General features: G+C 72.4%; 21 protein-coding genes. 15 read left to right on the top strand and 6 right to left on the bottom strand.

The window, feature by feature from the left end; translation table 11 throughout:
• Positions 1-14 precede the first annotated feature (14 nt).
• From ACLF5H_RS21605 to hutI, 3 genes are read left to right on the top strand one after another with little or no spacing between them, the layout of a single operon-like run.
• Positions 15-1,214 (top strand): allantoate amidohydrolase, encoded by a 1,200-nt coding sequence (locus tag ACLF5H_RS21605; RefSeq protein WP_421677702.1) that lies wholly within the window; start codon positions 15-17, stop codon positions 1,212-1,214.
• Complete coding sequence (locus tag ACLF5H_RS21600; protein WP_421677657.1) at positions 1,211-2,605, top strand: formimidoylglutamate deiminase; 1,395 nt, start codon at positions 1,211-1,213, stop codon at positions 2,603-2,605. The genes ACLF5H_RS21605 and ACLF5H_RS21600 overlap by 4 nt, the downstream gene beginning before the upstream one ends.
• 50 nt (positions 2,606-2,655) lie before the next feature.
• A complete protein-coding gene (hutI, locus tag ACLF5H_RS21595; RefSeq protein WP_421677656.1) occupies positions 2,656-3,831 on the top strand; it encodes an imidazolonepropionase in 1,176 nt (391 codons plus the stop codon).
• A 265-nt stretch (positions 3,832-4,096) separates the two neighbouring features.
• Here the strand turns inward: hutI and ACLF5H_RS21590 are convergent, their stop codons facing one another.
• Positions 4,097-4,993: an RNA polymerase sigma factor SigF gene (locus ACLF5H_RS21590; RefSeq protein ID WP_125211244.1), complete on the bottom strand. Its 897-nt coding sequence runs from the start codon at positions 4,991-4,993 to the stop codon at positions 4,097-4,099.
• A gap of 247 nt (positions 4,994-5,240) precedes the next feature.
• On the opposite strand from ACLF5H_RS21590, the gene ACLF5H_RS21585 reads away from it, so the two are divergent.
• From ACLF5H_RS21585 to ACLF5H_RS21560, 6 genes are all read left to right on the top strand, one after another.
• Positions 5,241-5,627 (top strand): STAS domain-containing protein, encoded by a 387-nt coding sequence (locus ACLF5H_RS21585; RefSeq protein ID WP_046419781.1) that lies wholly within the window; start codon positions 5,241-5,243, stop codon positions 5,625-5,627.
• A 359-nt stretch (positions 5,628-5,986) separates the two neighbouring features.
• Positions 5,987-6,595, top strand: a complete 609-nt coding sequence (locus ACLF5H_RS21580; RefSeq protein WP_421677655.1) for an ATP-binding protein — start codon at positions 5,987-5,989, stop codon at positions 6,593-6,595.
• 369 nt (positions 6,596-6,964) lie between these two features.
• The gene (locus ACLF5H_RS21575) at positions 6,965-7,702 is read left to right on the top strand and encodes an LPXTG cell wall anchor domain-containing protein (protein WP_421677654.1); all 738 of its coding nucleotides are present in this window, start codon (positions 6,965-6,967) and stop codon (positions 7,700-7,702) included.
• A gap of 61 nt (positions 7,703-7,763) precedes the next feature.
• Complete coding sequence (locus ACLF5H_RS21570; RefSeq protein WP_421677653.1) at positions 7,764-8,606, top strand: hypothetical protein; 843 nt, start codon at positions 7,764-7,766, stop codon at positions 8,604-8,606.
• A complete protein-coding gene (locus ACLF5H_RS21565) occupies positions 8,603-9,694 on the top strand; it encodes a hypothetical protein (protein WP_421677652.1) in 1,092 nt (363 codons plus the stop codon). The genes ACLF5H_RS21570 and ACLF5H_RS21565 overlap by 4 nt, the downstream gene beginning before the upstream one ends.
• Positions 9,695-9,696: 2 nt before the next feature.
• A complete protein-coding gene (locus tag ACLF5H_RS21560) occupies positions 9,697-10,968 on the top strand; it encodes a hypothetical protein (RefSeq protein ID WP_421677701.1) in 1,272 nt (423 codons plus the stop codon).
• Positions 10,969-11,129: 161 nt separating this feature from the next.
• On the opposite strand, the gene ACLF5H_RS21555 is transcribed toward ACLF5H_RS21560, so the two are convergent.
• Positions 11,130-12,635, bottom strand: coding sequence for a peptide MFS transporter (locus ACLF5H_RS21555; protein ID WP_421677651.1), 1,506 nt, complete (start codon positions 12,633-12,635; stop codon positions 11,130-11,132).
• Positions 12,636-13,133: 498 nt separating this feature from the next.
• Here ACLF5H_RS21555 and ACLF5H_RS21550 point away from each other — a divergent pair, with 498 nt between their 5' ends.
• Positions 13,134-13,811, top strand: a complete 678-nt coding sequence (locus ACLF5H_RS21550; RefSeq protein WP_020940464.1) for a response regulator transcription factor — start codon at positions 13,134-13,136, stop codon at positions 13,809-13,811.
• Positions 13,812-13,852: 41 nt separating this feature from the next.
• Entirely contained in the window at positions 13,853-15,124 is a 1,272-nt protein-coding gene (locus ACLF5H_RS21545; RefSeq protein ID WP_085565062.1) for an ATP-binding protein, read from the top strand.
• Between the two features lie 53 nt (positions 15,125-15,177).
• Here the strand turns inward: ACLF5H_RS21545 and ACLF5H_RS21540 are convergent, their stop codons facing one another.
• Positions 15,178-15,684: a GtrA family protein gene (locus ACLF5H_RS21540; RefSeq protein ID WP_421677650.1), complete on the bottom strand. Its 507-nt coding sequence runs from the start codon at positions 15,682-15,684 to the stop codon at positions 15,178-15,180.
• 217 nt (positions 15,685-15,901) lie between these two features.
• Here ACLF5H_RS21540 and ACLF5H_RS21535 point away from each other — a divergent pair, with 217 nt between their 5' ends.
• The 3 genes from ACLF5H_RS21535 to ACLF5H_RS21525 are packed head-to-tail and all read left to right on the top strand — an operon-like array spanning position 15,902 to position 18,743.
• On the top strand, positions 15,902-17,041 hold the full coding sequence (locus tag ACLF5H_RS21535) for a 5-(carboxyamino)imidazole ribonucleotide synthase (protein ID WP_421677649.1): 1,140 nt from the start codon (positions 15,902-15,904) through the stop codon (positions 17,039-17,041).
• Positions 17,038-17,559 (top strand): 5-(carboxyamino)imidazole ribonucleotide mutase, encoded by a 522-nt coding sequence (gene purE, locus ACLF5H_RS21530; RefSeq protein WP_078967599.1) that lies wholly within the window; start codon positions 17,038-17,040, stop codon positions 17,557-17,559. The genes ACLF5H_RS21535 and purE overlap by 4 nt, the downstream gene beginning before the upstream one ends.
• A gap of 5 nt (positions 17,560-17,564) precedes the next feature.
• Entirely contained in the window at positions 17,565-18,743 is a 1,179-nt protein-coding gene (locus ACLF5H_RS21525) for a dipeptidase (protein ID WP_421677700.1), read from the top strand.
• Positions 18,744-18,931: 188 nt separating this feature from the next.
• Here ACLF5H_RS21525 and ACLF5H_RS21520 read toward each other — a convergent pair whose 3' ends face one another.
• Positions 18,932-19,324, bottom strand: a complete 393-nt coding sequence (locus ACLF5H_RS21520) for a VOC family protein (RefSeq protein ID WP_421677648.1) — start codon at positions 19,322-19,324, stop codon at positions 18,932-18,934.
• 27 nt (positions 19,325-19,351) lie between these two features.
• The gene (locus tag ACLF5H_RS21515) at positions 19,352-19,720 is read right to left on the bottom strand and encodes a VOC family protein (protein WP_421677647.1); all 369 of its coding nucleotides are present in this window, start codon (positions 19,718-19,720) and stop codon (positions 19,352-19,354) included.
• 83 nt (positions 19,721-19,803) lie between these two features.
• Between ACLF5H_RS21515 and ACLF5H_RS21510 the strand changes: the two genes are divergently transcribed.
• Positions 19,804-20,310 carry a CGNR zinc finger domain-containing protein gene (locus ACLF5H_RS21510; protein WP_421677646.1) on the top strand — a complete coding sequence of 169 codons (507 nt, stop codon included), beginning with the start codon at positions 19,804-19,806 and terminating at the stop codon, positions 20,308-20,310.
• Positions 20,311-20,460: 150 nt separating this feature from the next.
• Here the strand turns inward: ACLF5H_RS21510 and ACLF5H_RS21505 are convergent, their stop codons facing one another.
• Positions 20,461-21,804 carry a UDP-glucose dehydrogenase family protein gene (locus ACLF5H_RS21505; RefSeq protein ID WP_421677645.1) on the bottom strand — a complete coding sequence of 448 codons (1,344 nt, stop codon included), beginning with the start codon at positions 21,802-21,804 and terminating at the stop codon, positions 20,461-20,463.
• Positions 21,805-21,995 lie beyond the last annotated feature (191 nt).

The following is a 21,995-nucleotide window of genomic DNA, read 5'->3' as shown; positions in this document are numbered from 1 at the left end:
CCTCCTTCCAGGAGATGTGGCGCGAGCTGCTGCCCATCGGCCGTGACGCGGACTCCGGTGGATACCGGCGCCACGCCTGGACCGGGCCCGACGCCGAGTGCCGGGCCTGGTTCAAGGAGCAGGCCGAGGGCCGCGGGCTCGTCCACGAGGTCGACCGGAACGGGAACCAGTGGGCCTGGCTCGGCGACCCCGCCGCAGGGGACGCCGTGGTCACCGGGTCGCACCTGGACTCCGTGCCGGACGGAGGGGCCTTCGACGGGCCCCTCGGGGTCGTGTCCTCCTTCGCCGCGCTCGACGAACTGCTGCGCAGGGGGGCGCGGTTCACCAAGCCCCTCGCCATCGTCAACTTCGGCGACGAGGAGGGCGCCCGGTTCGGCCTCGCCTGTGTCGGGTCCCGGCTCACCTCGGGCGCGCTGACCGTCGCGGACGCGCACCGGCTCACCGACGGGGACGGCGTCAGCCTGCCCCGCGCCATGGCGGCCGCCGGATACGACCCGGAGGCCATCGGGCCCGACCCCGAACGGCTGGCCAGGATCGGCGCCTTCGTCGAGCTGCACGTCGAACAGGGCCGCGCGCTGGACCTGTCCGGCGACCGGGTGGGCATCGCCAGCGCCATCTGGCCGCACGGCCGCTGGCGGTTCGACTTCCGGGGCGAGGCCAACCACGCCGGCACCACCCGGCTGGCCGACCGCCACGACCCGATGCTGTCCTACGCCGAGACCGTGCTCGCCGCCCGCCGCGAGGCCGAACTCGCCGGTGCCGTCGCCACCTTCGGGAAGATCGCGGTGGACCCCAACGGCGTCAACGCGATCCCCTCGCGGGTGCGCGGCTGGCTCGACTCCCGCGCCGCCGACCAGGAGACCCTGGACACGGTGGTCGGCGGCATCGAGAAGGCGGCCCGGGAGTACGCGGACGCGCACGGCGTGGACCTGGACGTCGTACGGGAGTCCTTCACGCCCGTCGTGGAGTTCGACCACGCGCTGCGCGACGAACTCGGCCGCATCCTGGGCCGGGACACCGGCCTCACGGTGCCCGTCCTCGGCACCGGCGCCGGACACGACGCCGGGATCCTCTCGGGGAGCATCCCCACCGCCATGCTGTTCGTGCGCAACCCCACCGGCGTCTCGCACTCCCCGGCCGAGTTCGCGGCCGAGGACGACTGCGTGGCCGGGGTGGACGCGCTCGCCGACGTACTGGAAGGGCTGGCCTGTTGACCAGGGCGACGTACTGGCTGGAGCACGCCTGGCTCGGCGACCGTGTCGAGCCGGGGGTGCTGGTGGAGACCGAGGGCGGGCGGATCGGTGCCGTGCGCACCGGGGTGCCCGCCCCGCCGCCCGGCGCCGAGGCGCTGCGCGGCCTGACCCTGCCGGGGCTGGCGAACGCCCACTCGCACGCCTTCCACCGCGCACTTCGCGGTTCCGTCCAGGTCGGCTCCGGGACCGGATCACCCCCGCAGGCGCGGGGACAGAGCGGTGGAGGCGGCGAGCGGGCGCCAGAATCATTCTGGGCTTGGCGCGACGTCATGTACTCCGTCGCGGACAAACTCACCCCCGACAGCTATTTCTCGCTCGCTCGTGCGACTTACGCCGAGATGGCGCTGGCCGGCATCACCTGCGTCGGGGAGTTCCACTATGTGCACCACGCCCGCGGCGGCACCCCCTACGCCGACCCCAACGCCATGGGCGAGGCGCTGATCGCGGCCGCCGCGGAGGCCGGCATCCGGATCACCCTCCTCGACACCTGCTATCTCGCGGCCGGTTTCGACCAGGCGCCCAACAGCCACCAGCTCCGCTTCTCCGACGGCAGCGCGGAGGCCTGGGCCGAACGCTGTGCAGTTCTCAAGGAACGGGATCACGCGCGGATCGGGGCGGCGATCCACTCCGTACGAGCGGTGCCCGCCGACCAGTTGGCGACCGTGGCCCGCTTCGCCGAGGAGCGGCGGGCCCCGCTGCACGTCCACCTCTCGGAGCAGACCGCCGAGAACGACGCCTGCCTCGCCGCGCACGGCCGCACCCCCACCCGGCTGCTCGCCGACCACGGTGTCCTCGGGCCGCGCACCACCGGGGTGCACAACACCCACCTCACCGACGAGGACATCGCCCTGCTCGGCGGCTCGGCCACCGGCACCTGCATGTGCCCGACCACCGAACGAGACCTCGCCGACGGCATCGGACCGGCCGTCGCCCTCCAGCGGGCCGGCTCCCCGCTCTCCCTCGGCTCCGACAGCCACGCCGTCATCGACCTGCTCGAAGAGGCGCGTGCCATGGAGCTGAACGAGCGGCTGCGTACCCGCACCCGGGGCCACTGGACGGCCGCCGCCCTGCTGCGGGCCGCCACCGCCGACGGGCACGCCGCCCTCGGCTGGGACGAGGCCGGCCGCATCGAGCCGGGCGCGCTCGCCGATCTGACGACGATCGCCCTGGACTCGGTCAGGACCGCGGGCCCCGAGCCCCGGCTGGGCGCCGAGACGGCCGTATTCGCGGCGGGCGCGGCCGATGTACGGCATACGGTCGTGGGCGGGCGGCAGGTCGTACGCGACGGCGCGCACACGCTCGTACCGGATGTGCCGCGGGCGCTGGCCGCCGCCGTCGAAGCCCTGCGCTGACCGCGCCGGTCCCCGCGCCGACCCCCATCGCCCCCCACGAGGACGACACCATGAGCAGCAGCACCGTCATCACCAACATCGCCGCACTGGTCACCAACGACCCCTCCCTCGGTGACAACTCTCCCCTCGGTCTGATCCAGGACGCGGCCGTCGTCATCGAGGGCGACCGCGTCACGTGGACCGGTGAATCAAGCAAAGCACCCGCCACTGACAATCGGGTCGACGCGGGCGGCCGGGCGGTGCTGCCGGGGTTCGTGGACTCCCACTCCCACCTGGTCTTCGCGGGCGACCGCACCCAGGAGTTCAACGCCCGGATGTCCGGCCGCGCCTACTCGGCGGGCGGCATCCGCACCACCGTCGCCGCCACCCGCGCCGCGAGCGACGCGCAGCTGGCGGCCAACCTGACCCACTACCTGGCCGAGGCGCTGCGCCAGGGCACCACCACTTTCGAGACCAAGTCGGGCTACGGCCTGACCGTCGAGGACGAGGCCCGCGCCCTGCGCATCGCGGCCGAGCACACCGACGAGGTGACGTACCTCGGCGCGCACATCGTCTCCCCGGACTACGCCGACGATCCGGCGGCCTACGTCGCCCTGGTCACCGGCGAGATGCTGGACGCCTGCGCGCCGCACGCCCGCTGGATCGACGTGTTCTGCGAGAAGGGCGCCTTCGACGGCGACCAGGCCCGCGCGATCCTCACCGCGGGCAAGGCCAGGGGCCTGCACCCGCGCATCCACGCCAACCAGCTCTCCTACGGCCCCGGCGTCCAGCTGGCCGTGGAGCTGGACGCGGCCAGCGCCGACCACTGCACCCACCTCACGGACGCGGACGTCGACGCCCTGGCGAGCGGCGACACGGTGGCCACGCTGCTGCCCGGCGCGGAGTTCTCCACCCGCGCCGAGTGGCCCGACGCCCGTCGGCTGCTGGACGCGGGGGTCACCGTCGCCCTGTCCACGGACTGCAACCCGGGCTCGTCGTTCACCTCCTCCGTGCCCTTCTGCGTCGCCCTGGCCGTCCGCGACATGGGCATGACCCCCGACGAGGCGGTCTGGTCCGCCACGGCGGGCGGCGCCGCGGCCCTGCGCCGCACCGACATCGGCCGCCTCACCCCCGGTGCCCGCGCCGACCTGACCCTCCTCGACGCGCCCAGCCATGTCCACCTCGCCTACCGGCCGGGCGTGCCCCTGGTCAGCGGGGTGTGGCGGAGCGGCGTACGGGTGGTGTGAGCACCGGAGACACGACGACACGCCGAAGCGGGGGGGGGGGGGGGGGGGGGGGGGGGGGGGGGGTTTTGTTCTTTTTTTGGTATGGTTTCCCCTCATTCCCCCCCCCCCCCCCCCCCCCCCCCCCCCCCCGTGGGGGGGGGGGGGGGGGGGGGGGGGGGGGGGGGGGGAAAAAAAGGAAACAAAAAAACAAAAAGAAGACCCCCGGGTGGGGGGTCTGCCCCGCTTCGGCGTGTCCGATCCGGAGAGAGGACGGGTGCCCCGGAAGTCACTCCTCCACCGTCAGTCCCTTGCGCAGCCGTACCAGCGTGCGGGACAGGAGGCGGGACACGTGCATCTGGGAGATGCCCAGTTCCTCGCCGATCTCCGACTGGGTCATGTTGGCCACGAACCGCAGGGAGAGGATCTTCCGGTCGCGCTGGGGCAGCCCGGCGATCAGGGGCTTGAGCGACTCGATGTACTCGATGCCCTCGATCCCGTGGTCCTCGTACCCGATGCGGTCCGCGAGCGCGCCCTCGGTCTCGTCCTCCTCGGGCTGGGCGTCCAGCGACGAGGCGGTGTACGCGTTCGAGGCGGCCATGCCCTCGACGACCTCGTCGTTCGAGATGCCCAGGCGCTCGGCCAGCTCCGTGACGGTCGGCGCGCGGTCCAGCTGCTGGGCCAGCTCGTCCCCGGCCTTCGCCAGGTCCAGACGCAGCTCCTGGAGCCGACGCGGTACGCGCACGGACCACGAGGTGTCGCGGAAGAAGCGCTTGATCTCGCCGATGATGGTCGGCATCGCGAAAGTGGGGAACTCGACACCGCGCGAGAGCTCGAAGCGGTCGATCGCCTTGATCAGGCCGATGGTGCCGACCTGGATGATGTCCTCCATCGGCTCACTGCGGGAGCGGAAGCGGGAGGCGGCGAACTTGACGAGCGCGAGGTTCAGCTCGACGAGGGTGTTACGCACGTACGCGTACTCGTGCGTCCCTTCCTCCAGCGCTTCCAGGCGCCCGAAGAGGGTCTTGGACAGGGCCCGTGCGTCGACGGGGCCGACCTCGTCGTACGGGGGGATCTCCGGGAGTCCCTCGAAGGGGTCATGGAGATCGATGGGATGATCCAGTTGTACCGGTGGGGGTGTCGACGTCGCGGTCGGGGTAGGCGAGGCGTCGAGCCGGGGTGACATGGGTGTCCTCCATCGTTCTCGGCATACGGCTGCCGAAGCCATCAGGTGCACTACGGAGTGCGGCGCCTCCAAAGCCGGCGTGTAGAAGTACGTGTCCTTACTAGCCCTATCGGCTTTGCCTGAGCGATCGCAAGTGCGTTCTGTTGGGGTATGTCCGATTATGTGAGGTTGTTCGGGTGCCGGACTGCGCCAGGAAGGCGTAATGTTCGAGGGCATCAGCAAGCCACGACCTCGGGAGAGAGACGGCATGGACCACGGGATGGTCGGCAGCGCACAGTCGGGCCGGCTTCTGGTGGAGGTGCGTGAAGAGGGCGCCAGCGCGGTTGTCACACCGGCGGGTGAGCTTGACCACCACACCGCCGATCTACTGCGCGAACCCCTCGACGACCTCCTGGGCAAGGGATTCTCGCGGCTCGTGGTGGACTGCTCGCGCCTGGAGTTCTGTGACTCCACGGGGCTGAACGTCCTGCTCGGAGCCCGTTTGAAGGCGGAGGCCGCCGGTGGCGGCGTCCATCTGGCGGGAATGCAGCCCGTAGTCGCTCGCGTGTTCGAGATCACCGGGGCCGAGGCGGTCTTCACCGTCCATGACTCCGTTGCGGACGCCCTGGCCGGGGAGGGCGACGGCACCGACTGAGCCCGCGATCATGCGCGGCCGGGTGCGGTACCCGTGCGCCCCGCGGAAGACGGGGGTGTTCCGGCGCCCGGGTCGGGCAGGAGAGATGCTGGCGACCATCCACCACCAAGGCGGTGTCGCCGCGCTCCGGGTGTGACGTACCCGTGGGTGTGCGACCGGCTCGAACGGGCAGGAACCTGCCCGGACGGGACGACCGCGAACAGGAGTGCGAGGCGTCACGCGACGGGCGGACGGGGGCTGATGTGCGGATGACGGGACGTACGGCGGGGCGAGGGCGCCGACGACGGACGGACCGACCGGTGCCGGGGAGTACCGGACTTTTCCATCGTGAACTGGTGATTCGGTGAGGTGAAGCGCTGATGAGCACCACCCGGCCCTACCCGCCGGGCGACCGCGGCCACGAGCCCAGCGGCGCTTCCGGGGTGCCCGGGTCCTCGGAGGAGGACGCGCCGGCCGGCGCCGCCATGGCATCCGTGACGGGCGCGGCCGCGCCGCCGTCCCGGACGGCGGCCGCGCCGCCGTCCCGGACGGGCGCGGGCGGCACGGAGGCGGCGCGGGGCCGGCAGGTCCGCAGACTCGGCCTCGAAGGGGCCAGTGGCGTCGTCCCGCTCGCCCGCGACTTCACCCGGCAGGCGCTGTACGACTGGGGCTGGCTGCCCGCCGCGGGCGCGGACCAGCGGGCCGCCGCGGAGGACGTGCTGCTCGTCGTCTCCGAGCTCGTCACCAACGCCTGTCTGCACGCCGAGGGGCCCGACGAGCTCGCCCTCGCCTGTGACAACAAGGTGATCCGCCTGGAGGTCACCGACCGCGGCACCGGCCAGCCGGCCCCCCGCACGCCCCATCGCGCGGGCCGCCCCGGCGGCCACGGCATGTTCATCGTCCAGCGCCTGTGCCTGGACTGGGGCGTGGTGCGCGCCCAGGGCCGCCCCGGCAAGACGGTGTGGGCGGAACTGGGCGCTCCGGCCTGACCCCGCCGCACGCCGCACCGAGCGGCCCCGCCTCAGGGGCCGCCCACGCGCCACTCCGACCGGCCGCCACTCCGGCAGGCCCCGCGGCCCGAGTGCGCAGCCGTCACTCCGGTGGGACCCGCGCGGCTCCGAGCGCCTGATCGTCCTCCCGGAGGCCATCCCGCACGCCCGCGTGCGCCCCCCCGCCCCCCTGGTCATCCCGCACGCCCGCGCGCAACCCGAGCCGCCCGAGCGCACCGCGTCACCCCCGACCCCCCACACAACCCCCGCCGGTACGTGTCTTCCTTCCTCGGGGTCCCGGGCGTACCTTGACGGCTGACCTGATGCACCGTCAGGAATTTGCCGGGAACGAATTGGGGTGGACCGATCGTGTCGTACCCGAAACGAACCGCCGCGTTCGCGTCCGCCGCGGCGCTGGCCGGAGCGGCCGTGGTGCTGACCGCGCCGGTCGCCCACGCCGACGTGGTCGACGTCAACTACAAGTGTGAGACGCCGATCGGCGTCAAGAGCGCCGTCTCGCCGATCGACATCAAGGGCGTCCGCAGCGGCGCCGGTTACAAGGTCACGATGTCCTGGCAGAAGGGCGTCTCCTCCAGCCCCGTCGAGCTGGGCAAGGGCGCGATGAGCCCGAGCGCCACCATCAAGCTGGGCGCCGCGGACAGCGGCACGATCCCGGTGAGCGGGCCGCCCAACGCCGCCGCGATCCCCGCCAACACCCCCATCAAGATCAGCGACTTGAGCGGCACCTACACGCCCGGGAAGTCCGGCAAGGTCACGCTCACCGCGGGCACGCTCACCATCAAGGCGCTCGGCACGACGACGACCTGCACCCCCACCGGCAACCCGGGCCCCTCCCTGACGCTCGACGTGACCGCGGCGGGCGGCGGTTCGACCGGCGGCTCCTCCGGGGCCACCGGCGCCACCTCCGGCTCCTCAGGCACCTCCGGCTCCACCGGCTCCACCGGCTCCGCGCCCGGCGGCACCCTCCCGCAGACAGGACCCGACGACTCCGCCATCGCCCTCGGCACCCTCGGCGGCACCGTCCTCCTCACCGGCGCCGCGGGCGCCCTCTGGCTGACCCGGCGCGGCCCCGCCGTACGCCGCTGAACTCCGCCGCCGTAAGCCGCCGTACGCCGCCGAAACCCGGTCACCAGCGCTGGAGCCGCCCATGCCGTCCGCCGTACGCGCCCTCGGACCGCCCCTGCTGATGACGCTGACGCTGCTGGGCGCCGCGTCACCCGCCGCCGCGGGCCCGGCCGGTTGGTCCCTCGCGCCCGCCGGCGGCCCCCGGCCGTCCTTCTACGCCGAGGGCGCCCCCGGCACCGCCCTCCAGGACACCGTCGCCGTGACCAACCCGGCCCGCACCCCGGTGACGGTACGGCTGCGCGGCACCGGACTGCCGGTCGTCCTCGCCAGGGCCACGCTCACCGTCCCGGCCCGCACCCGTGCCGAGGTGCCCTTCACCGTGACCGTGCCGTCCGGGTCCGCGCCCGGCGCCCGCTCCGGCGCGATCGAGGCGCGCGACGGCACGGGCCGGGCGGCCGACGTCCCGGTACGGCTGCGGATCGCCGGGCCCCGGCTCGCCGCGCTGACCGTCGAACACCTCGCCCTCCACCCGGACGACATCACGTACCAGCTGGTCAACCGGGGTACGACCGTGCTCGTGCCGACGCTCGCGGTGCGCGCCGACGGCACCTTCGGGCGGGTCCTTGACCGGGCTCCGCGCCCGCTGCCCGTCCGGCTGGCCCCCGGCACCCGGCGCACCCTCAGAGAGCCGTGGCACGGCCGCCCGTTCCTGGACCACGTCGACGTACGGCTGACGGTGACGGCGGGCGGGGCGCGCGCCACGGCGGACACGGCGGCCACCTTCGTGCCGTGGGGCACGCTGGGCGCCCTCGCCGGGCTCGCGGCGACGGTGGCGGTCACCTTCCTCGTCCGGCGGCGTGCGCGTCGTACCCGCGAGAGCGAAACCCCGTCCCGCGAGGCCGAGTTGACGGGAGCGGTGGCGTGAGGCGGATCGTGGTCCTGGCGGTCGCCGTGCTGCTCCTGCTGCCGCTCGCCGGGGTCGCGGCGGCGGACGGACCGGCCGTACGGCTGTCCGCGGCACAGGCCGGGACCGGCGGTTCGGTCACCGTCCACGGTACCGGCTGGCGCCCGGACACCCTGCTGATGCTGCTGGTCTGCGGCCGGGCCACGCCGTCCCGGGGCGTCATCGGCGGCACCAACTCCTGCGCCAACGCCGACGGTCGTGCCGTCACCACCGACGCCCGGGGCGCCTTCGCCAAGAAGCTGCCGGTCGCCGAGCCGCCCGTGCCCTGCCCCTGTGTGGTGCACGTGGCCACGGTCACCGGCACCCCCGCGCAGGCGGACGCCGTCATCGACGTCGCCGGACACCCCGTGGCCCCGCTGCCCGCCGAGCCCTCCGGCGGGCGGCTGTCGATCCTCTCCGACACCCGGCTGACCGGCTCCGGCTCCCTGCTGACCTGGTTCGGCGCCCCGCCGGGCCGCACCCTGGTCTTCACCGCGGGCAACCTCGGCACCACGCCCGTCAAGGACCCGGTCTTCCAAGTCGGCACGGCGCACGGCGTGTTCGCCCCGCAGTGGGACGACCGGCAGTGGCACGGCACCCTCGCGCCCGGCGGGAAGGCGCAGATCGAGCTGCCGGTGGAACTGTCCGCCGGGGCGCACGGCGGCTACACCGTCTCGCTGAAGCGCGACGGCGAGCTGCTCGCCGAACAGCCCTGGGACGTGGGGCGGCCCTGGGGCGTGACCCTCTTCTGGATCCTGCTCTGCCTGGTCGTACCGGCCGCGTTGTTCCGCGCCGGGATGGCGGTGGTGGACCGGGTACGCCCCCGCCGCCCGGCCGCCCCCCGCCCCTCCCGCTTCCGCCTCGCGCGCCCCACCCGGCGTGCCCGGACCCGGCCCTCCGACTCACCGCCCTCCGGGTCCCCGGCCCCCGCCCTCCCGTGGTTCGCCCCGGGCACGGCGCCAGGACCGCGCTCCGCACCGCGCGACGACAGCCCGACGTCTCGTACGACCCCCGGCACGACCCCCGGCACGACCCCGGGTACGACCCCCACCAGGAAGGGACCCACGTGAGCATGCGAAGGAGAGGTACGGCGGTGGGCGCCGCGCTGGTGCTGAGCGGTGCGGGTGCCCTGCTGGGCCTGGCCGCGACGCCCGCGCAGGCGGCGACCGTGGCGTACGCCACGCACTGTGTGCCGCCCGCGGGCATCAGCCCCGTCGACGGCACGACACAGGTCGAGATCACCGCGCCCGCGACGGCGAAGGTGGGCGACACGGTGGACGTCGGCTGGAAGTTCGTCCAGGCCGCGTCCAAGAACCCGGACATCATCGACCTGCCCGCCAACTCGGTGCAGCCCTCGGGCGTGCTGAAGGCGGCCGGCGCGCAGAGCGCCGACATCGCGATGCGGGGCCCGCGGCAGAACCCCGCGATCCCCAAGGGCGCCCAGATGGTGCTGTCCGACATGAAGGGCAGCGTGAAGCTGACGGCGCCGGGGGAGGTGACGCTGACGCCGGACGCGTACACGGTGAACGCGATGTCGACGGACACGAAGTGCACGCCCAAGGAGGCGGTCCAGCAGTCGGCGACGATCAAGGTCACGGCGGCGGGCGGCACTTCGACCCCGACCCCGACCCCGACACCTACGCCCACGCCCACGCCCACCCACAGCGCCACGCCCACCCCCACCCCCACGCCGTCCACGTCGGGCGGCACCGGGCAGACCGACTTCACCGGCAAGGAGGTGCAGATCCCCTACGCGTGCAAGACCCCGATCGGCGACAAGAACGCCACCTCACCGGTGCGGATCGACGCGAAGAAGAGCGGCGGGGACTACGCGCTCACGGTGCGGTTCGAGAAGTCGGTGATGGACAGTCCCGCCGACATCCCCGCGGGCTCCGTGAAGCCGTCCATGGAGGTGGTCGTCGGCGGCGCGGACAAGGGCACGGCGCATGTGGCGGGCCCCGCCAACGCCGCCCCCATCAAGTCCGGCGACCCCATCGCGATCCCCGACCTCACCGGCACCTACAAACCCGGCGCGACCGGCTCCTCGACCCTCTCCCCGGGCGTCCTGACGGTCAACGCCCTGGGTACGACGACCACCTGCACCCCGACCAGCACGCAGGTCTCCCTGACCCTGGACACCAGCGGTCAGCCGGGCGGCACTTCGGGAGGAACGTCCACCTCCGGCGGCTCGACGGGCGGCACGAGCGCCTCCACCTCCGGCGGCCTGGCCGACACGGGCGCCAGCGACCACGGCACCCTGAAGGCCCTGGGCCTGGTGGCGGGTACCGCGATCCTTCTGGGCGGCGCGGTGTTCACCTTCATGCCACGACCCCGCCGACGCTAGCCGACCTGTCTTTGTCCGGGGGCGCGGGGAACTGCGCGAACAACCACGACGCCCCCGCACCCGCCAACGCGCAATCCCCCCACGGCGCTGAGGCGCACAAACGACGAGGGCCGCCACACCCACCCGGGGTGCGACAGCCCTCGTCGGCCAAGTCCCAGCGACTAGCGCACGTCGCCCATCAGCTTGTTCACCTTGCCGCGGTACATCCACACCGCCACACCGGCGATCACCGCGAGGACGGCCTCCAGCATCACGAAGCCCATCTTGTCGAGGTTGACCCCGCCGACGGCCGGGTTCGACAGCAGCGCGGTGATGGAGTCGCCCGCGGTGACCGCGAGGAACCAGACGCCCATCATCTGCGAGGCGTACTTCTTCGGCGCCATCTTCGTCGTCACCGACAGACCCACCGGCGACAGCGTCAGCTCACCGACGGTCTGGAGGAAGTAGATGCCGACCAGCCACATCGCCGCGGCCTTGTGGCCGTCCTGCGCGATGGACAGCGGGGCGAGGAACACGAAGAAGGAAGCGCCGACCAGCACCAGGCCGGAGGAGAACTTCACGATCGTGCTCGGCTCCTTGCCGCGCCGGTTCAGCCACAGCCACAGCCAGGCGAAGACCGGCGCGAGGGCCATGATCATGACCGGGTTGACCGACTGGTACCAGGAGACCGGGAAGTTCCAGCCGAAGATCGTGTTCTTGGCGGAGTCCTTCGCGAACAGCGACAGGGTCGAACCACCCTGGTCGTAGATCATCCAGAAGACCGCGGCGGCCACGAAGAACCAGATGTACGCGCGGACCTTCGAGCGCTCCTCGCCGTCGAGGTCCTTGTCGCGCAGGATCCGGCCGATGACCAGGATCGGCACGATGAGACCGATGACGGTCAGCGGGATCAGCGCCCAGTTGAGGGTGAAGTGACCGGTGAAGCCGACGATGCCGTAGAAGACCGCGGCGATGACCAGCCAGATCAGGCCCTTGCGCAGGGTGGTGGCCTTCTCCTGGGCCGTCATCGGCGTCGGGACGACCTTGCTCTGCTCGCTCAGGTGGCGGCCGCCCAGCAGGTACTGGGTCAGACCCAGCGCCATGCCGAGCGCGGCCAGCGCGAAGCCGAAGTGCCAGTTGACGTTCTCACCGATGGTGCCGATGACCAGCGGAGCGACGAACGCGCCCAGGTTGATGCCGATGTAGAAGAGCGTGAAGCCACCGTCGCGGCGGGCGTCCTTCGGGCCGTCGTACAGGTGGCCGACCATCGTGGAGATGTTGGCCTTCAGCAGACCGGAGCCGATGGCGACCAGCACCAGGCCGACGAAGAAGCTCGCGGCGGCCGGCAGGGCCAGGCACAGATGGCCCAGCATGATGATCAGACCCGCGACCGCGACCGTCTTGCGGGGGCCGAGGAGCCGGTCGGCGACCCAGCCGCCGGGCAGCGCGAGCAGGTACACGAGCGACAGGTAGACGGAGTAGATCGCCGTCGCCGTGCCCGCGGACAGGTGCAGGCCACCGGGGGCCACCAGGTACAGGGGGAGCAGGGCCCGCATGCCGTAGTAGGAGAACCGCTCCCACATCTCGGTCATGAACAGAGTGGCCAGGCCGCGGGGGTGGCCGAAGAAGGTCTTCTCGGTGCCGGGGGTGCCCGGGTGGACCGAGTCCTTCGTCAGGCTGGACGCCATGGTCGTTCCTTGCTGGTCGGGACGCGCGGTGGAGCGTTGCGCGCCCGGTGGGGGTAGCGGCCGGCACCGGCGGGGTCGGCCGCCCGCCCCCAACGCCCCGGGGGAGTCCGCCCCGGATCACGAAGCGGTGGACGGCGACCACCGGGATCCACGCTCCGTGACGCGACGATGCGTCCGGAGCCCGGCCAGAGGTCATTCCTTTCAAGGCCGGTCGGACCCGACCGGCCCGCACACAAGAAGGACCTTCAGCGTCAATGCCCGCCAAAGGTCCCCGGGTGTACTACAGGCGTTCACGTCACTGTACGTCAGGACACCGCCCGGTATGGAAGGACTTGAGACGCGGATCACAGGTGTCGGGGGAACCGCGCGACGGATTTCGAAGGCCCCTTCTACGATCGCATCCCACAGGTGATGGTTCGTACCAGTGGACACCCCAGGTAAGAATCCCGGGAACCGATCAGACCCCAGCACCACATGCGGGCGGTCTACCATCACCTCATGACCCGTGTACTGCTCGCCGAGGACGACGCGTCCATCTCGGAGCCGCTGGCCCGCGCCCTGCGCCGGGAAGGTTACGAGGTCGAGGTGCGCGAGGACGGACCCACCGCGCTCGACGCCGGAATGCAGGGGGGCGTCGATCTGGTCGTACTCGACCTGGGCCTGCCCGGCATGGACGGCCTGGAGGTCGCCCGCCGGCTGCGCGCCGACGGCCACACCGTGCCGATCCTCATCCTGACCGCGCGGGCCGACGAGGTGGACACCGTCGTCGGCCTGGACGCGGGCGCCGACGACTACGTCACCAAGCCCTTCCGCCTCGCCGAACTGCTCGCCCGTGTACGGGCCCTGCTGCGCCGCGGCGCCGCCGAGCCGCAGCAGCCCCCGGCCACGCACGGCGTGCGCATCGACGTGGAGTCGCACCGCGCGTGGATGGGCGACGAGGAACTCCAGCTCACCGCCAAGGAGTTCGACCTGCTGCGGGTGCTGGTGCGCGACGCCGGCCGCGTGGTGACGCGCGACCAGCTGATGCGCGAGGTCTGGGACACCACCTGGTGGTCGTCCACCAAGACCCTCGACATGCACATCTCCTGGCTGCGCAAGAAGCTCGGTGACGACGCGGCCAACCCCCGCTACATCGCCACGGTCCGGGGCGTGGGCTTCCGCTTCGAGAAGAGCTGAGCCCCGCACCGGGGGCCGGCGGTCACCTCAGGTAACGGAACATGCGCCGACGTCTTATTCAATCCACCCTCGCCGTCGTCCTCGTGGTGATCGCCGTCTTCGGCGTCTCCCTGGTGATCGTCGAGACCCGGACGATCACCAACAGCGCCCAGGAGCGGGTGGAGTCCGAGGCGGTGCGGCTGGCCAGCATCGTGGACAGCCGCATCCTGGCCGCGGAGAACGTCAACGCCGACGCGCTGCGCAATCCGGTCAGCAAAGAGCAGTACGCGGTGATCGAGATGCCCGGCCGGACGCCGATCGAGATCGGCACCCGGCCCGTCGGCGATGTCATCCACGCCACCCAGCACGGCGAGGAGGGCGAGACCGTCACCGTGCAGGAGCCGCGCTCCGCGGTGACCCGGGAGGTCGGCCGCACCCTGCTGATCATCGGCCTGGTCGCGCTGCTCGCGGTGGTCGCGGCGGTACTGCTCGCGGTGCGCCAGGCCAACCGGCTCGCCTCCCCGCTGACCGATCTCGCCTCCACCGCGGAACGCCTCGGCTCGGGCGACCCGCGCCCGCGGCACAAGCGGTACGGCGTCCCCGAGCTGGACCGGGTCGCCGATGTGCTGGACTCCTCCGCCGAGAAGATCGCGCGGATGCTGACCGCCGAGCGGCGGCTCGCCGCCGACGCCTCCCACCAGCTGCGCACCCCGCTCACCGCGCTGTCCATGCGGCTGGAGGAGATCACCCTCACGGACGACCCGGACATCGTGAAGGAGGAGGCGAACGTCGCGCTGACGCAGGTCGAGCGGCTCACCGACGTGGTCGAGCGGCTGCTGACGAACTCCCGCGACCCGCGCACCGGCTCCGCCGTCACCTTCGACCTGGACGAGGTCATCCAGCAGCAGCTCGCCGAGTGGCGGCCCGCCTACCGCAGCATGGGCCGGGCCATCGTCAGCTCAGGCAAGCGGCACCTCCAGGCGGTGGGCACCCCGGGCGCGGTCGCCCAGGTGCTGGCCGCGCTGATCGAGAACTCGCTGATGCACGGCGGCGGCACCGTCGCCCTGCGCACCCGGGTCACCGGCAATCAGGCCGTGGTCGAGGTCACGGACGAGGGGCCCGGGGTGCCGGCCGACCTCGGGGCGCGGATCTTCGAGCGGACCATCAGCGGCCGCAACTCCACGGGCATCGGCCTGGCCGTCGCCCGGGACCTCGCCGAGGCCGACGGCGGCCGTCTGGAACTGCTCCAGGCCCTGCCCCCGGTCTTCGGCCTGTTCCTCTCGCGCACGCCCCCGGCCCGCAAGACGGACGAGGAACTGCCGACCGTCCGCTGAGGGGCACGGCCGGCAGGCCCTTTGTGCTGTCGGTCCGCTGAGCCGGGCAGCGGTCAGGGAACCCGCTGCGTCCTCGGCTCGGGCTCGCTAGGGGAGCGGCGCGACTCCGCCGCCAGGATCGACTCGGCCTCCTGCGCGGGCGGCGCGCGGAACACCCAGGTGCGGTACGACCAGAAGCGGAACAGGGTCGCGATGCCGATGCCGAGGAACTTGAAGACGTTGCTCTCCAGCGGGCTGTCCCAGCCCAGGCCGTAGGTGGCCAGGAAGAGCACGCCGTTCTCGATCACCAGGCCGATCGCGCTGAAGAACAGGAACAGCGTGAGTTCCTTGGTACGGCCGCTGCGGTCGCGGTCCCGGTACGTCCAGTAGCGGAAGCCGACGTAGTTGAAGGCGATGGCGACCACGGTCGCGATGATGCTGGCGCGCACCACCGGGAGGGTGGAGACGTGCCGGACCAGGTTGAACACGCCCAGGTTCACCAGGACGCCGGCGCCGCCCACGGCACCGAACTTGGCCATCTCGCCCACGAGCCGTTGCAGCCCCGAGGAACGCTGTTCCATGGCGTTGCAGCTCCCGTCGGTAGGTTTTGGTCAACTGGGCCATGCTATCGGCGCCCGGGGCCCGATGCCTGAGGACCAGGCCAGTGCGGGGAAACAGGTCGGAAAGAGGCCGGAAAGCGGTGGGTAAGAGCCGGGGACCGGTGGGGAACACCCGCCCGAGGGGCCGGCCCGGAGGGAGGCGATCCGGCCGGTCCGCGGTGGCCGATACGCTGTAGGTGTGACGTTCCCGGTAGTCGGCATGGTCGGCGGGGGTCAGCTCGCGCGTATGACGCACGAGGCGGGCATCCCGCTGGGCATCAGGTTCAAGCTCCTCAGTGACACCCCTCAGGATTCCGCGGCGCAGGTCGTGAGCGATGTCGTCATCGGCGACTACCGCGATCTGGACACGCTGCGTGAGTTCGCGCGCGGTTGTGACGTGATCACCTTCGATCACGAGCACGTGCCCACCGAGCACCTCAGGGCCCTGGAGGCGGACGGCATCCCCGTCCGCCCGGGCCCCGACGCGCTCGTGCACGCCCAGGACAAGGGCGTGATGCGGGCACGGCTCGACGCGATCGGCATCCCGTGCCCGAGGCACCGGATCGTCGCTGATCCCGGCGACGTGGTGCGCTTCGCGGCGGAGGGCGACGGCTTCCCCGTCGTCCTGAAGACCGTCCGCGGCGGCTACGACGGCAAGGGCGTGTGGGTCGTCGACTCCGCCGAGGAGGCCGCCGAGCCGTTCCGGGCGGGCGTGCCGGTCCTCGCCGAGGAGAAGGTCGACTACGTCCGCGAGCTCGCCGCCAACGTCGTACGCTCCCCGCACGGCCAGGCCGTCGCCTACCCGGTGGTGGAGTCCCGCCAGGTGGGCGGCGTGTGCGACACCGTCATAGCCCCCGCCCCCGACCTGGACGAGGAGCTGGCGCTGGGCGCCGAGCGGCTCGCCCTCACCATCGCCAAGGAACTGGACGTCGTCGGGCACCTCGCCGTCGAGCTGTTCCAGACCCGCGACGGCCGCGTCCTCGTCAACGAGCTGGCGATGCGCCCGCACAACTCCGGGCACTGGACCCAGGACGGCGCGATCACCTCGCAGTTCGCCAACCACGTCCGCGCGGTCCTCGACCTGCCCCTCGGCGACCCGCGCCCGCGCGCCAGGTGGACCGTGATGGTCAATGTGCTGGGCGGCGACTACCCGGACATGTACTCCGCGTACCTGCACTGCATGGCCCGCGACCCCAAGCTCAAGATCCACATGTACGGCAAGGACGTGAAGCCCGGCCGCAAGGTGGGACACGTCAACACCTACGGCGACGACCTGGACGACGTGCTGGAGCGCGCCCGTCACGCAGCCGGCTATCTGAGAGGCACCATCACCGAATGAGCCCCGTTGTTGGCATCGTCATGGGGTCGGACTCCGACTGGCCCGTCATGGAAGCCGCCGCCAAGGCCCTGGACGAGTTCGAGATCGCCTACGAGGTCGACGTCGTCTCCGCGCACCGGATGCCCCGAGAGATGATCACGTACGGCGAGCAGGCCGCCGACCGCGGGCTCAAGGTGATCATCGCCGGGGCGGGCGGCGCCGCCCATCTGCCGGGCATGCTCGCCTCCGTCACCCCGCTGCCGGTCATCGGCGTGCCGGTGCCGCTGAAGTACCTCGACGGCATGGACTCCCTGCTGTCGATCGTGCAGATGCCGGCCGGTGTGCCCGTGGCCACGGTCTCCGTCGCCGGTGCCCGCAATGCCGGGCTGCTCGCGGCCCGCATCCTCGCCACCCATGACGAGGACCTGCTGCACCGCATGCGCGACTTCCAGCACGACCTGAACGAGCAGGCCACCGAGAAGGGCAAGCGGCTGCGCTCCAAGGTCGAGGGCGCCGGCGGCTTCGGCTTCGGGAAGTGAGCGCCGTGACGAACCTGGACGAGGCCCGCGCCCTGCTGCGTGAGTTCCCCGTGGTCGACGGCCACAACGACCTGCCCTGGGCGCTGCGCGAGAAGGCGGGTTACGACCTGGACCGCCTGGACATCGCGGGCCACCAGCACGGGCATCTGCACACCGACATCCCCCGGCTGCGCGCGGGCGGCGTCGGCGCCCAGTACTGGTCGGTGTACGTGCCGGCCGAGCAGCCGGACCCGGTCGCCGCGACGCTGGAGCAGATCGACTGCGTACGGCAGCTCCTCGACCGCTACCAGGCGGACCTGGCGCCCGCGCTGACCGCCGCCGACATGGAGGCGGCGCGCGGCGAGGGCCGTATCGCCTCCCTGATGGGCGCCGAGGGCGGCCACTCCATCGCCAACTCGCTGGGCACCCTGCGCGGTCTGTACGCGCTCGGCGTGCGCTACATGACGCTCACCCACAACTCCAATGTGGACTGGGCGGACTCGGCGACCGACACCCCGAGGGCGAACGGCCTGACCGCGTTCGGCCGCGAGGTGGTCCGCGAGATGAACCGGCTCGGCATGCTGGTCGACCTCTCGCACGTGGCGCCGTCCACGATGCGCGACGCGCTGGACGCGAGCAGCGCCCCGGTGGTCTTCTCGCACTCCTCGGCCCGCGCGGTCTGCGACCACCCCCGCAACATCCCGGACGACGTCCTGGAGCGGCTGCCCGCCAACGGCGGTGTCGCGATGGTGACGTTCGTGCCGAAGTTCGTGCTCCAGGCGGCCGTGGACTGGACGGCCGCGGCCGACGAGAACATGCGCGCCCACGGTCTGCACCACCTGGACACCACCGCCGAGGCGATGAAGGTGCACCGCGCCTTCGAGGAGCGCACCCCGCGCCCGATCGCCACGGTGCCGGTGATCGCCGACCACCTGGACCACATGCGCGAGGTCGCCGGCATCGACCACCTCGGCATCGGCGGCGACTACGACGGTACGGCCTTCACCCCGGACGGCCTCAGCGACGTCTCCGGCTACCCGAACCTGCTGGCCGAGCTGCTGGACCGCGGCTGGTCCAAGGCGGACCTCGCCAAGCTCACCTGGCAGAACTCGGTACGGGTGCTGGGCGCGGCGGAGGACGTGGCCCGCGACCTGCGGTCCACGCAGGCACCGTCCAACGCGACGATCGAGTCGCTGGACGGCTGAGGCGCGATGACAGGAAAGGGGCGGGGGGGTCTATCTTCCACCCCCCCCCCCCCCCCCCCCCCCCCCCCCCCCCCCCCCCCCAAAGTACGGGGGGGGGGGGGGGGGGGGGGGGGGGGGGGGGGGGGGGGGGGGGGGGGGGGGGAAAAAAAACCCCCCCCCCCCCCCCTTCGCCGTACCGCGGCCGCGCCCTAGCGGTGCTCGATCCGGCACAGGCAGAACGGATGCCCCGCCGGGTCGGCGTACACCACGAAGTCCTTCTTCTCGCGGTCCTCCTCGTCCAGCGGGCGGGCGCCGAGCGCCAGGACCCGCTCATGGGCCGTGTCCAGCTCCGCCCAGGTGCTGCCCGCGTCGAAGTCCAGGTGCAGCTGCTGGCCGTTGCGGTCGGCGCGGGGCCACTCGGGCGGGGTGTGCCCCTCGGCCCGCTGGAAGGCCATCCGGGGGCCGCCGGGGACCTGGAGCACGACCCAGGTGTCGTCCTCGGCCACCGGCGTGCCCCCGCCCACCGCCGCGTAGAAGGCGGCCAGGGCGTGCGGGTCGGGGCAGTCGAGCACGACGTTGCGGAAATGGGCGACGGACGCCATGTTTTTCTCCTCCTCAGGGGGACGGTCTCAGCAGGCGCAGAGGCAGAACGGGTGCCCGGCGGGGTCGGCGTACACCCGCCAGGACCGGCCCGGTTCCCCGGCGTCCAGGAGCGTCGCGCCCAGCCTCAGCACGCCCTCCTGCGCCGCGACCAGGTCCCGCACGGTCAGGTCCAGATGGAACTGCTGGCCGTCGCTCTCGGCGCCCGGCCGGCGCGGCGCGATGTACCCCTCGGCCCGCTGGAAGGCCAGCGCCTGTCCGCCGGGCAGCGCCAGATCCACCCAGTCGCCCGCCTCGTCGCGCTCCGCGGTGCCGCCGAGCACCTCGGCGTAGAAACCGGCCAGCGCGTCGGGATCGGGACAGTCCAGGACCACCGCACCGAGCTCGGCGAGAGCCATGACGACCTCCTTCTGTTACCTGTAGAGGCGGGTAACCAGTAACGGTGACCTCATACTCCCGGACAAGGGGTAACGTCGCAACCATGAATGAGAGAACGGCCGCTCCCGGGGGGCTCGCCCTGGTGGAGTCCCTGGTCAACACCGTGGACCTGGCCGACGGCGCCGACGCGCTGGACACCGAGGAGGGGCGCGCCCGCCTCGGGATCGCCGAGGGGGAGCTCGCCGGGGCGCGGGAGCTGCGGGAGTCGCTGCGGGCCGCCCTGCTCGCCCACGCCGGGCATCCGCCGCACCGGACGGTCACCCCGCTCGGCGAACTGCTGGCCCGCGCGCCGCTGTACGTCGCCGTGGCCGAGGGGGACGGCTCCGCGGCCCTCGCCCCCGCCGGTGACACCGCCCTGCTCTCCCGGGTCGCCGCCGCCGTCGCCGAGGCGCTGCTGGCGGGCACCTGGATGCGGCTCAAGGCGTGCGAGGCCGTGACCTGCCACTGGGCGTACTACGACCGCAGCCCGGCCGGACGCGGCCGCTGGTGCTCGATGCGGGTCTGCGGGGCGCGGGAGAAGATGCGGCGGTACCGGGCCAAGGGGGCGTAAAGCGCGGGAAGCCGGGGCCCTCGGGCACAGGAGGCTGGGGCAAAATGCGGAACGGCGCCGGTTCGGCCGACTGAGCCTCGGCCGAACCAGCGCCGTTTCCGTGTGCGCCGAACCGGCGCCGTTTCCTCGTGTCCCTCGGGCGTTCGCCCGTCAGGCGGTGGGCCGCCCCATCGCCCGGTACGTCCAGCCCGCCCGGCGCCACAGCTCCGGGTCGAGGGTGTTGCGCCCGTCGAGCAGCACCCGGGCCGCCGCGGCCGCGCCCAGCTCCGCCGGGTCCAGCTCGCGGAACTCGCGCCACTCGGTCAGATGCAGCACGACGTCCGCGCCGCGCACGGCGTCCAGGGCCGTCTCCGCGTACCCCAGCGTCGGGAAGACCCGCCGGGCGTTGTCCATGCCCTTCGGGTCGTACACGGTCACCTGACCGCCCTGGAGGTGTATCTGGCCCGCCACGTTGAGCGCGGGCGAGTCGCGGACGTCGTCCGAGTCGGGCTTGAAGGTGGCGCCGAGCACCGCGACCCGCTTGCCGAGGAAGGAGTCGCCGCCCAGCGCCTCCCGGGCCATCTCCACCATCTGGCCGCGTCGGCGCATGTTGATGGAGTCGATCTCCCGCAGGAAGGTCAGCGCCTGGTCCGCGCCCAGCTCGCCCGCGCGGGCCATGAACGCCCGGATGTCCTTGGGCAGGCAGCCGCCGCCGAAACCGATCCCGGCGCGCAGGAACTTGCTGCCGATCCGGTCGTCGTGCCCGATCGCCTCCGCCAGCTTGGCCACGTCGCCGCCGCCGGCCTCGCAGACCTCCGCCATCGCGTTGATGAAGGAGATCTTGGTGGCGAGGAAGGAGTTGGCGGCGGTCTTCACCAGTTCGGCGGTCGGGAAGTCGGTGACGACGAAGGGGGTGCCCTCGCCGATCGGCGTCGCGTACACCTCGCGCAGCAGCTTCTCGGCCCGCTCGCCGCGCACCCCGGCCACGATCCGGTCCGGGTGCAGGGTGTCCTCGACGGCGAAGCCCTCGCGCAGGAACTCCGGGTTCCAGGCCAGCTCGGCGTCGCCGCCCGCGGGGGAGTGCTCGGCGAGGTAGGCGGCCAGCCGGTCGGCCGAGCCCACCGGCACCGTGGACTTGCCGACCACCAGGGCCGGGCCGCGCAGATGCGGGGCGAGGGAGGCGATCGCGGAGTCGACGTACGACATGTCGCAGGCGTACTCGCCGTGCTTCTGCGGGGTGTTCACGCACACGAAGTGCACATCGCCGAAGGCGCCGATCTCGGCCCAGTCGGTGGTGAAGCGCAGCCGCCCGGTCGACCCCTCGATGCCGGCCACGTGCCGGCGCAGCAGCTCTTCGAGCCCCGGCTCGTACATCGGGGTCTCGCCGCGCTCCAGCATGGCGATCTTCTCGGGCACGACATCCAGGCCCAGCACCTCGAATCCCAGCTCGGCCATGGCCGCGGCGTGGGTGGCGCCGAGATACCCGGTGCCGATCACGGTGATCTTCAGGCTCATGGACGCGCTCCAGCTCGGGGATTCTCTCGTGCGGGCCCGAGCATAGCCGGGCCGCTCGGGGGGCAACTTTCCCGCTGTCGCCAACCTCACGTAGGCGAGTCGGGGCCGGGGCCCTAAAATTTGAGTTACTTAACGGTAATTAGCGTTTGTTCTGTCCGTGATGCGTCACCATCACTGCGTCTTTGGAGCGT

Source organism: Streptomyces sp. LaBMicrA B280, assembly GCF_049222185.1.
Classification (GTDB): domain Bacteria; phylum Actinomycetota; class Actinomycetes; order Streptomycetales; family Streptomycetaceae; genus Streptomyces; species Streptomyces murinus.
The sequence above is the reverse complement of the archived record's forward strand: the minus strand, read 5'-3'. Positions and strand labels throughout refer to the sequence as shown.

Coding starts and splice junctions, on each gene's coding strand:
- ACLF5H_RS21545 (WP_085565062.1), top strand. CDS start 13,853: ATGCGCCGACGTCTTATTCAATCCACCCTCGCCGTCGTCCTCGTGGTG.
- ACLF5H_RS21515 (WP_421677647.1), bottom strand. CDS start 19,720: ATGGCTCTCGCCGAGCTCGGTGCGGTGGTCCTGGACTGTCCCGATCCC.
- ACLF5H_RS21520 (WP_421677648.1), bottom strand. CDS start 19,324: ATGGCGTCCGTCGCCCATTTCCGCAACGTCGTGCTCGACTGCCCCGAC.
- purE (WP_078967599.1), top strand. CDS start 17,038: ATGAGCCCCGTTGTTGGCATCGTCATGGGGTCGGACTCCGACTGGCCC.
- ACLF5H_RS21570 (WP_421677653.1), top strand. CDS start 7,764: ATGCCGTCCGCCGTACGCGCCCTCGGACCGCCCCTGCTGATGACGCTG.
- ACLF5H_RS21590 (WP_125211244.1), bottom strand. CDS start 4,993: ATGTCACCCCGGCTCGACGCCTCGCCTACCCCGACCGCGACGTCGACA.
- ACLF5H_RS21510 (WP_421677646.1), top strand. CDS start 19,804: ATGAATGAGAGAACGGCCGCTCCCGGGGGGCTCGCCCTGGTGGAGTCC.
- ACLF5H_RS21505 (WP_421677645.1), bottom strand. CDS start 21,804: ATGAGCCTGAAGATCACCGTGATCGGCACCGGGTATCTCGGCGCCACC.
- ACLF5H_RS21540 (WP_421677650.1), bottom strand. CDS start 15,684: ATGGAACAGCGTTCCTCGGGGCTGCAACGGCTCGTGGGCGAGATGGCC.
- ACLF5H_RS21555 (WP_421677651.1), bottom strand. CDS start 12,635: ATGGCGTCCAGCCTGACGAAGGACTCGGTCCACCCGGGCACCCCCGGC.
- ACLF5H_RS21585 (WP_046419781.1), top strand. CDS start 5,241: ATGGACCACGGGATGGTCGGCAGCGCACAGTCGGGCCGGCTTCTGGTG.
- ACLF5H_RS21560 (WP_421677701.1), top strand. CDS start 9,697: ATGCGAAGGAGAGGTACGGCGGTGGGCGCCGCGCTGGTGCTGAGCGGT.
- hutI (WP_421677656.1), top strand. CDS start 2,656: ATGAGCAGCAGCACCGTCATCACCAACATCGCCGCACTGGTCACCAAC.
- ACLF5H_RS21605 (WP_421677702.1), top strand. CDS start 15: ATGTGGCGCGAGCTGCTGCCCATCGGCCGTGACGCGGACTCCGGTGGA.
- ACLF5H_RS21580 (WP_421677655.1), top strand. CDS start 5,987: ATGAGCACCACCCGGCCCTACCCGCCGGGCGACCGCGGCCACGAGCCC.
- ACLF5H_RS21550 (WP_020940464.1), top strand. CDS start 13,134: ATGACCCGTGTACTGCTCGCCGAGGACGACGCGTCCATCTCGGAGCCG.